The sequence below is a fragment of the Streptococcus sp. SM3 genome, assembly GCF_027497875.1.
In genome coordinates this window covers 20,853-27,907 of record NZ_JAJNSA010000024.1, presented here as the reverse complement: position 1 = coordinate 27,907, position 7,055 = coordinate 20,853, and the positions used below count along the sequence as shown (strand labels likewise).

General features: G+C 46.0%; 7 protein-coding genes. All 7 read left to right on the top strand.

The annotated features are described in order from the left end of the window. Positions 1–1,105: SIS domain-containing protein (locus PAN06_RS05765; protein WP_269795833.1), on the top strand; the 1,105-nt coding region annotated here is incomplete at its 5' end. An 81-nt stretch (positions 1,106–1,186) separates the two neighbouring features. Next, complete coding sequence (locus tag PAN06_RS05760) at positions 1,187–2,227, top strand: aldose epimerase family protein (protein WP_118398187.1); 1,041 nt, start codon at positions 1,187–1,189, stop codon at positions 2,225–2,227. A gap of 418 nt (positions 2,228–2,645) precedes the next feature. Continuing rightward, the gene (gene ruvB / locus PAN06_RS05755; protein ID WP_021154208.1) at positions 2,646–3,644 is read left to right on the top strand and encodes a Holliday junction branch migration DNA helicase RuvB; all 999 of its coding nucleotides are present in this window, start codon (positions 2,646–2,648) and stop codon (positions 3,642–3,644) included. 6 nt (positions 3,645–3,650) lie between these two features. Further along, a complete protein-coding gene (locus PAN06_RS05750) occupies positions 3,651–4,217 on the top strand; it encodes a nucleotidyltransferase family protein (RefSeq protein WP_269795832.1) in 567 nt (188 codons plus the stop codon). Between the two features lie 173 nt (positions 4,218–4,390). Beyond that, entirely contained in the window at positions 4,391–4,816 is a 426-nt protein-coding gene (locus tag PAN06_RS05745; protein ID WP_269795831.1) for a low molecular weight protein-tyrosine-phosphatase, read from the top strand. A gap of 28 nt (positions 4,817–4,844) precedes the next feature. Beyond that, a complete protein-coding gene (locus tag PAN06_RS05740) occupies positions 4,845–5,249 on the top strand; it encodes a hypothetical protein (RefSeq protein WP_269795830.1) in 405 nt (134 codons plus the stop codon). Beyond that, on the top strand, positions 5,239–7,041 hold the full coding sequence (locus PAN06_RS05735; protein ID WP_269795829.1) for an acyltransferase family protein: 1,803 nt from the start codon (positions 5,239–5,241) through the stop codon (positions 7,039–7,041). The genes PAN06_RS05740 and PAN06_RS05735 overlap by 11 nt, the downstream gene beginning before the upstream one ends. Positions 7,042–7,055 lie beyond the last annotated feature (14 nt).

Below are 7,055 nucleotides of genomic sequence, written 5' to 3'. Positions count from 1 at the left end.
CCAACAACCAAGTGTTTGGAAAGAAACGGCTCGCTTGTACCAAGAAAGAAAAGCGGAAATCAAAGCTTTCTTAGAAAAGATTGGGCAAGAGCATGACTATATCAAGGTCATCTTGACAGGGGCAGGAACCTCAGCATATGTGGGGGATACCTTGGTTCCTTACTTGCAGGAAGTGCACGATGAACGCCACTGGAATTTTCAATCCATTGCGACGACGGATATCGTAGCTCATCCTCAAACCTATTTGAAAAAAGAGGTTCCAACGGTTTTAGTATCTTTTGCCCGGAGTGGCAATTCGCCAGAAAGTGTCGCAACCGTGCAGTTAGCTCAAGACTTGGTTGATGAGCTCTATCAGATCACCATTACCTGTGCCGAAGAAGGGAAACTGGCCCAGCAAGCCCACGGAGATGAGCGCAATCTCTTGCTTCTCCAACCAAAAGAAACCAACGATGCTGGCTTTGCGATGACCTCTAGCTTTACCTCCATGCTCTTGACAGCTCTCTTGGTCTTTGATCCAAGCGAGGAAGAGATCAAAGAAAAACGAGTAGAAGAACTGATTCATCTGTCTGAACAAATCTTGGAGCAGGACCGTGCGGTCAAGGAAGTGGTCGATCTAGACTTTGAGCGCGTGATCTATCTGGGAGCAGGACCTTTCTTTGGCCTAGCCCATGAAGCCCAGCTCAAGATTTTGGAATTAACAGCAGGAAAAATTGCAACCATGTATGAAAGTCCTGTCGGATTCCGTCACGGTCCGAAATCCCTCATCAATGACCAGACTCTGGTCCTGGTATTTGGCTCCATTGATTCTTATACCCGTCAGTATGATCTGGACTTGGTTCGCGAAGTTGCAGGAGATCAAATTGCCCGTCAGGTCGTTCTCTTGGCTGATCAAGCTGCAGGGATCGAGCATGTACGGGAAGTGTTGGTGGAAGCATCAGCAGACTCATTAGATATCTACCGTGCCTTCCCTTACATTATCTATGGTCAATTGATTTCTCTTTTGACTTCGCTCAAGGTGCAAAATCGCCCAGACACACCTTCACCGACTGGTACCGTCAATCGGGTTGTTCAAGGGGTGATCATTCATCCATTTCATAAAGAATAGCCACTAATTTTCTATAAAAAGTGGAGTGTTTCTTCTTGTGAAACTGATACAATGGAGAAAAACAGTGAGAGGAGAAGGTTAGTGAAACAGTATCAAGAAAGCGTGTTTGGGGAATGGCAAAATCAAGAGGTTCGGGCTTATCGCCTCGAAAATGACAAGGGCTACCAATTATCTGTCATGACCTATGGGGCGACGATCTTAGAATATGTGACACCGGATAAAGAAGACCAGTTTACGAATATTATTCTAGGCTTTGATCGCTTTGAGGACTATGTGGGCAATAGCCCTAAATATGGGGCTAGTATTGGACCGGTAGCAGGTCGGATTGCAGGAGCTAGCTTTGAACTCAATGGAGAGACCTATCACTTGGAGGCCAATAACGGTGCCAACTGCAACCACAGTGGACCGACGGGTTGGGACAGCGCTTTGTTTAGCGTGGAGTCGGTAACGGATCAGGAAATTACCCTATACACAGAACGTGCAGATGGAACCGGTGGTTTCCCTGGAAATCTCAAGATCTGGGTAACCTATGGTTTGACTGAAGATGGTGAACTCGAGATTGCTTATCGGGTAGAAACGGATCAAGATACCTTGGTCAACCCGACTAACCACAGCTATTTCAACCTATCTGGGAACTTCACCCAGCCGATCAATGACCATGTCTTTCAGATCAACCATCAAGGGCTTTACCCTATCCATCCAGACGGTGTTCCTCTTCAGACCGTGGATAGAGAAAGTCCGGTTGTCCAGCATCTCTACCAAGCTATGCTCTTGGAGGATCTTTTTAAGGACTCTGATCCGCAAATCCGTCTGGTAGAAGGATTAGACCATCCATTTGCTCTTCCAGAAGGGCATGAAAATGCCGGCTTTCTTTACCATCAGCCATCTGGACGTTTTTTGACCTTCAGGTCAGAAGCCCCAGCCTTGGTGGTATATTCAGCCAATTTCGTAGACGAAACTGTTCATCTGCAAGGCCAACCAATGGTTCAGCACAATGGCTTGGCTCTAGAATTCCAAACAGTGCCAGATGCCATTCACAGTGACCAGGCTGAAAAGGTCATCTTGAGAGCAGGTCAAGTCTTCACCAGCAAGACTAGCTACCATGCCATCGCTAAGAAATAAGGAGGAAAGGGGTGACCCAAACAAGGATGTGAAAATCTTGCTTGGGACATCCTCTTTTTCTAGAAAAAATTTTTTAGAAAAACTATAAGGAAAGTTTAAGCTTCCTATCGTATACTAATACCATCATCAAAGACCTCCTAACTTTGAATGATAAAACTCCTAAAACTTTTTCATAATAATCTCCCTATAAGAGCCACCAAAACCGGTGGCTTTTTTCTATGTACCTTAGCGAACGTTAGTGAGCTTAGGTACATTGATGCAGTTTGAGCGGAGTGAAAACTACGTTCCTTATTTCTTAGCAAACGTTAGTGAGCTTAGGTACGTTGACGCAGTTCGAACGCTAGTGAGAACTAGGATCTTTAAAAAACACATTCTATTTATGGTACCGAAGGTATCATTTTTTGCTATAATAGACTGTATGAGTAGAATTTTAGACAATGAAATCATGGGCGATGAAGAGGCCGTTGAACGGACGTTGCGCCCGCAATATTTACATGAATATATCGGTCAAGATAAGGTCAAGGACCAGCTGAAAATCTTTATCGAGGCAGCTAAGCTTCGGGATGAGGCGCTGGATCATGTCCTTCTTTTTGGCCCTCCGGGGCTTGGGAAAACCACCATGGCTTTTGTCATTGCTAATGAACTGGGCGTCAATCTCAAGCAGACTTCTGGTCCTGTCATTGAAAAGGCTGGTGACCTGGTAGCCATCCTCAATGATCTAGAGCCGGGCGATGTTCTCTTTATCGATGAGATTCACCGTCTGCCTATGTCAGTCGAGGAAGTGCTTTACAGCGCCATGGAAGATTTTTATATCGACATTATGATTGGCGCTGGCGAGAGCAGCCGGAGTGTCCATCTGGACCTTCCTCCTTTCACCTTGATTGGGGCGACAACGCGAGCTGGTATGCTGTCCAATCCCTTGCGCGCTCGCTTTGGAATTACGGGGCATATGGAATACTACGAGCAAGATGATCTGACAGAGATTGTCGAGCGGACCGCCGAGATCTTTGAGATGGAGATTACCCACGAAGCCGCTGAAGAGCTTTCTCTTCGTAGTCGTGGGACCCCTCGGATTGCCAATCGCTTGCTCAAACGGGTGCGCGATTTTGCTCAGATTATGGGCGATGGCTTGATTGACGATACCATTACCGACAAGGCCCTCTCTATGCTGGATGTGGACCATGAAGGACTGGACTATGTCGATCAAAAGATCCTGCGCACCATGATTGAAATGTACGGCGGTGGCCCGGTCGGGCTTGGGACTCTATCGGTCAATATTGCCGAAGAGCGCGAGACCGTAGAAGATATGTATGAGCCTTACTTGATTCAAAAAGGCTTTATCATGCGGACACGGACAGGGCGCGTGGCGACCCGCAAGGCTTATGAACACCTGGGTTATCCCTACAATGGAGACTAGAAGAAAATGCTGACGGAAGAAGCAATCGTAGAACAAATCCAAGCGGATCCGGAGATGATGACTGTCTTGGCCATTATTCGGGATCTAGACTTAGCAGATGCCTGGTTAGCAGCGGGCGCGGTGCGCAATTTCATCTGGAACCAGCTCTCTGGAAGACCAGGATTTGATGCGACAACCGATATGGATCTAGTTTTTTATGACCCTGCAATCAGCTATGAGGAGACGCAGCAGATCGAGCAGGGATTAAAAAAGACCTATCCCCAGTACGCTTGGGAAGTGAAGAATCAAGTCTACATGCACCAGCATAGCCCGGGGACGGCTCCTTATCGCAGTGCCTGTGATGCGGTTTCCAAATACCCCGAGCAGTGTACGGCCCTTGCGGTTCGCCTAAGGAAAGATGGTCAGCTGGAGCTCTTTCTCCCCTATGGGACAAGGGATATTGAAGACTTCATCGTTCAGCCGACTCCACATTTTTTAGCCAGTTCAGAGCGTTTGGCGGTTTATACAGAGCGAATGAAAAAGAAGAATTGGCAGACCAAATGGCCTCAATTAGAGGTTCGTTTTCCAAAATAGAGAAAAAAATCAGATTTGAAAAGGGAATCTGATTTTTCTTTAAAATGATAGAGCCCCTTTGTCATCTTTCTGTCACATTTTTGTTATAATGGTAATAGTATGCTGGTTTTCCATAGTGGAAAGCGAAGGGCTCATGGAGATTGGGTAGTCCGAACAAGGAGTTAGGTGGAATCATGAAAAAAATCGTCTTTGTCTGCTTAGGAAATATTTGTCGGAGTCCTATGGCGGAGTTTGTCATGAAGGACTTGACGGATCAGTATGAGATTGAAAGTCGGGCCACTTCTAGCTGGGAACATGGGAATCCCATCCACCGGGGAACCCAGAAAATCTTTCAACAACACCAGGTCCCGTATGATCCAGCCAAGACTTCCTTACAGATCAAAGAAGAGGATTTTTACAACTTTGATTTGATCCTAGGGATGGACGAAAACAATGTAGCAGATCTGAAGCGAATGGCTCCTGCAGGGACAGAGCACAAGGTTCATCTTTTTGCTACAGAAAGTGTGCCAGATCCATGGTATACCGGTGATTTTGAGGAGACCTATTCTAGAGTTCTGACTGGCTGTGAGGCCTGGTTGGATCAGCTAGCCACTTCCTAAGAGTTTGATATGTGAGAGAATACAGAATATGAAAGAATTTTATGAGACCTATAAGGTCTATCTGACGCGAAAAAATTTAGAAATAGCAGCATTAGTTGTGATTATTCTATCTGCTTTGCTGGTTTTCCTTTCAGCCATTCCAGGTCAGGACGTCTTGACCTTGGATAAGGGGGCGATCCGTTACGACGGAAGTTTGGTCCGTGGCAAGATGAATGGCAAGGGAACCGTCACCTTTAAAAATGGGGATACCTATACAGGTAACCTCGTCAACGGCTCTTTTAGCGGCTATGGTAAGTTTAAGTCCAAGGATGGTTGGACCTATGAAGGGCAGTTTGTTAACGGCCAGCCGGAGGGTAAAGGCACCTTAACCACAGAAGCCAACGTCGTATACAAAGGAACATTCAAGCAGGGGATTTATCAAAATGCGCATTAAATGGTTTTCACTCGTCCGTGTTACAGGACTCTTATTGGTATTGCTTTACCATTTCTTCCAAAAAGCCTTTCCTGGAGGTTTCATTGGGGTAGATATTTTCTTCACCTTCTCAGGATTTTTGATTACAGCGCTCTTGATCGATGAATTTGCGCGCAAGCAAGGAATCGACTACTTGTCTTTCTTGAAACGGCGCTTTTACCGGATCGTACCACCCCTTGTCTTTATGGTCTTGGTCGTGATGCCCTTTACCTTTATGGTGCAACGGGACTACGTGGCTGGTATTGGGACACAGATTGCGGCGGTCTTTGGTTTTGTGACCAATTTCTTTGAGATGGCAACTGGTGGTAGTTACGAAAGCAACTTCATTCCGCATCTCTTTCTTCATACCTGGAGTTTGGCCCTAGAAGTGCATTACTATGTACTATGGGCGCTTCTGGCATGGTTCTTGGCTAAGCGGGCTAAGACGGTTGGAAAATACCGAGGCATGCTCTTCTTAGCATCCAGCGGGCTCTTTCTCTTTACCTTCTTGTCCATGTTCATCCGCGCCTTTCTGACAGCTAACTTCTCCACTATCTATTTCTCTAGCTTCACTCACATCTTCCCCTTCTTTGCGGGATCGTGCCTAGCAACGGTAACAGGGATTGCTAATGTCAGCCCGAACTTTACAAAGCTGGTGCAGTCTTGGAGTATGAAAAAGACTTTGTCGGTCTTGGGTGGAAGCTTTGCCTTCTTGTTTGTGCTCAGTCTTTTCTTGCCATTTGATAGCTTGTGGACTTATCTGTTTGGCTTTTTAGCAGCGACAATCGCAGCTTGTGCCATGATTCTGTCGGCCCGTATTCTCCATGAAAAGACACCAGATAAAAAGGAACCAGCCATCCTCAATTTCTTGGCAGATACCAGTTATGGTGTCTATCTTTTCCACTGGCCTTTCTTTATCATCTTTTCTCAACACTTGGGAAATATGATGGCAGCCCTTGTGACGACGATCGTTTCCTTGATTCTAACGGCTCTTTCCTTCTATATTTTAGAGCCAACCATTGCAGGCAAGGAGCCTCGTGTCTTTGGTATGAAGATGGATCTGAGTTTTTTGACCAGGCCGATCTTTTACCTCATGATTCCACTGGCTCTCTTGATGATCGGAATCTCTGCCTTTGCACCAACCGTCGGAGCTTTTGATGAGAGTTTGGTTGTGAGTGGGCTCAATCAAGCAGATAGCAAAATGCAGGTTACGCGGACGCAGGTGGACAATGCGACTGCAACAGACTATAACGTCTCAAATGGTGTGACCATGATCGGTGACTCCGTTAACTTGCGGGCGCAGGACTATCTAACCAAAGCGATCCCGGGCATCCAGATCGATGCAGTGGTGAGCCGTCAGTTGGAAAATGGAATGAAGGTCTTTGAGACCGATATCTCCAATAAAGTTCTCCTAAAAAATGTGGTCATTGCCCTAGGAACCAATACTGTAAGCAACTACAAAGAGTTGCTGGATCAGTATGTTGAAAAACTTCCAAAAGGCCGTCGCTTGATCCTTGTGACACCATATGATGGTCGATATGCTAACGATCAGTCCAGTGAATCAGTTCAAACTCGTCTTTATGAGTTGGAACTAGCCAAGAAATACGATTTTATCACCATTGCAGACTGGTATCAAGTAGCCGTGGAAAATCCAAATATTTGGGTGGGAACAGACTCTGTTCATTTCAATATGGAAACCAATGGTGGGGAACTCTATGCTCAAACAGTCAAAGAAGCTCTTGACAAGGCTGAAAAAGGTCCAGTCAAGAAGTAAAAAAGCATCTCTGA

What these genes read in the sequence shown, in the direction of transcription:
- PAN06_RS05745 (WP_269795831.1), top strand. Translation starts at nt 4,391, where the DNA reads ATGAAAAAAATCGTCTTTGTCTGCTTAGGAAATATTTGTCGGAGTCCT.
- ruvB (WP_021154208.1), top strand. Translation starts at nt 2,646, where the DNA reads ATGAGTAGAATTTTAGACAATGAAATCATGGGCGATGAAGAGGCCGTT.
- PAN06_RS05740 (WP_269795830.1), top strand. Translation starts at nt 4,845, where the DNA reads ATGAAAGAATTTTATGAGACCTATAAGGTCTATCTGACGCGAAAAAAT.
- PAN06_RS05735 (WP_269795829.1), top strand. Translation starts at nt 5,239, where the DNA reads ATGCGCATTAAATGGTTTTCACTCGTCCGTGTTACAGGACTCTTATTG.
- PAN06_RS05750 (WP_269795832.1), top strand. Translation starts at nt 3,651, where the DNA reads ATGCTGACGGAAGAAGCAATCGTAGAACAAATCCAAGCGGATCCGGAG.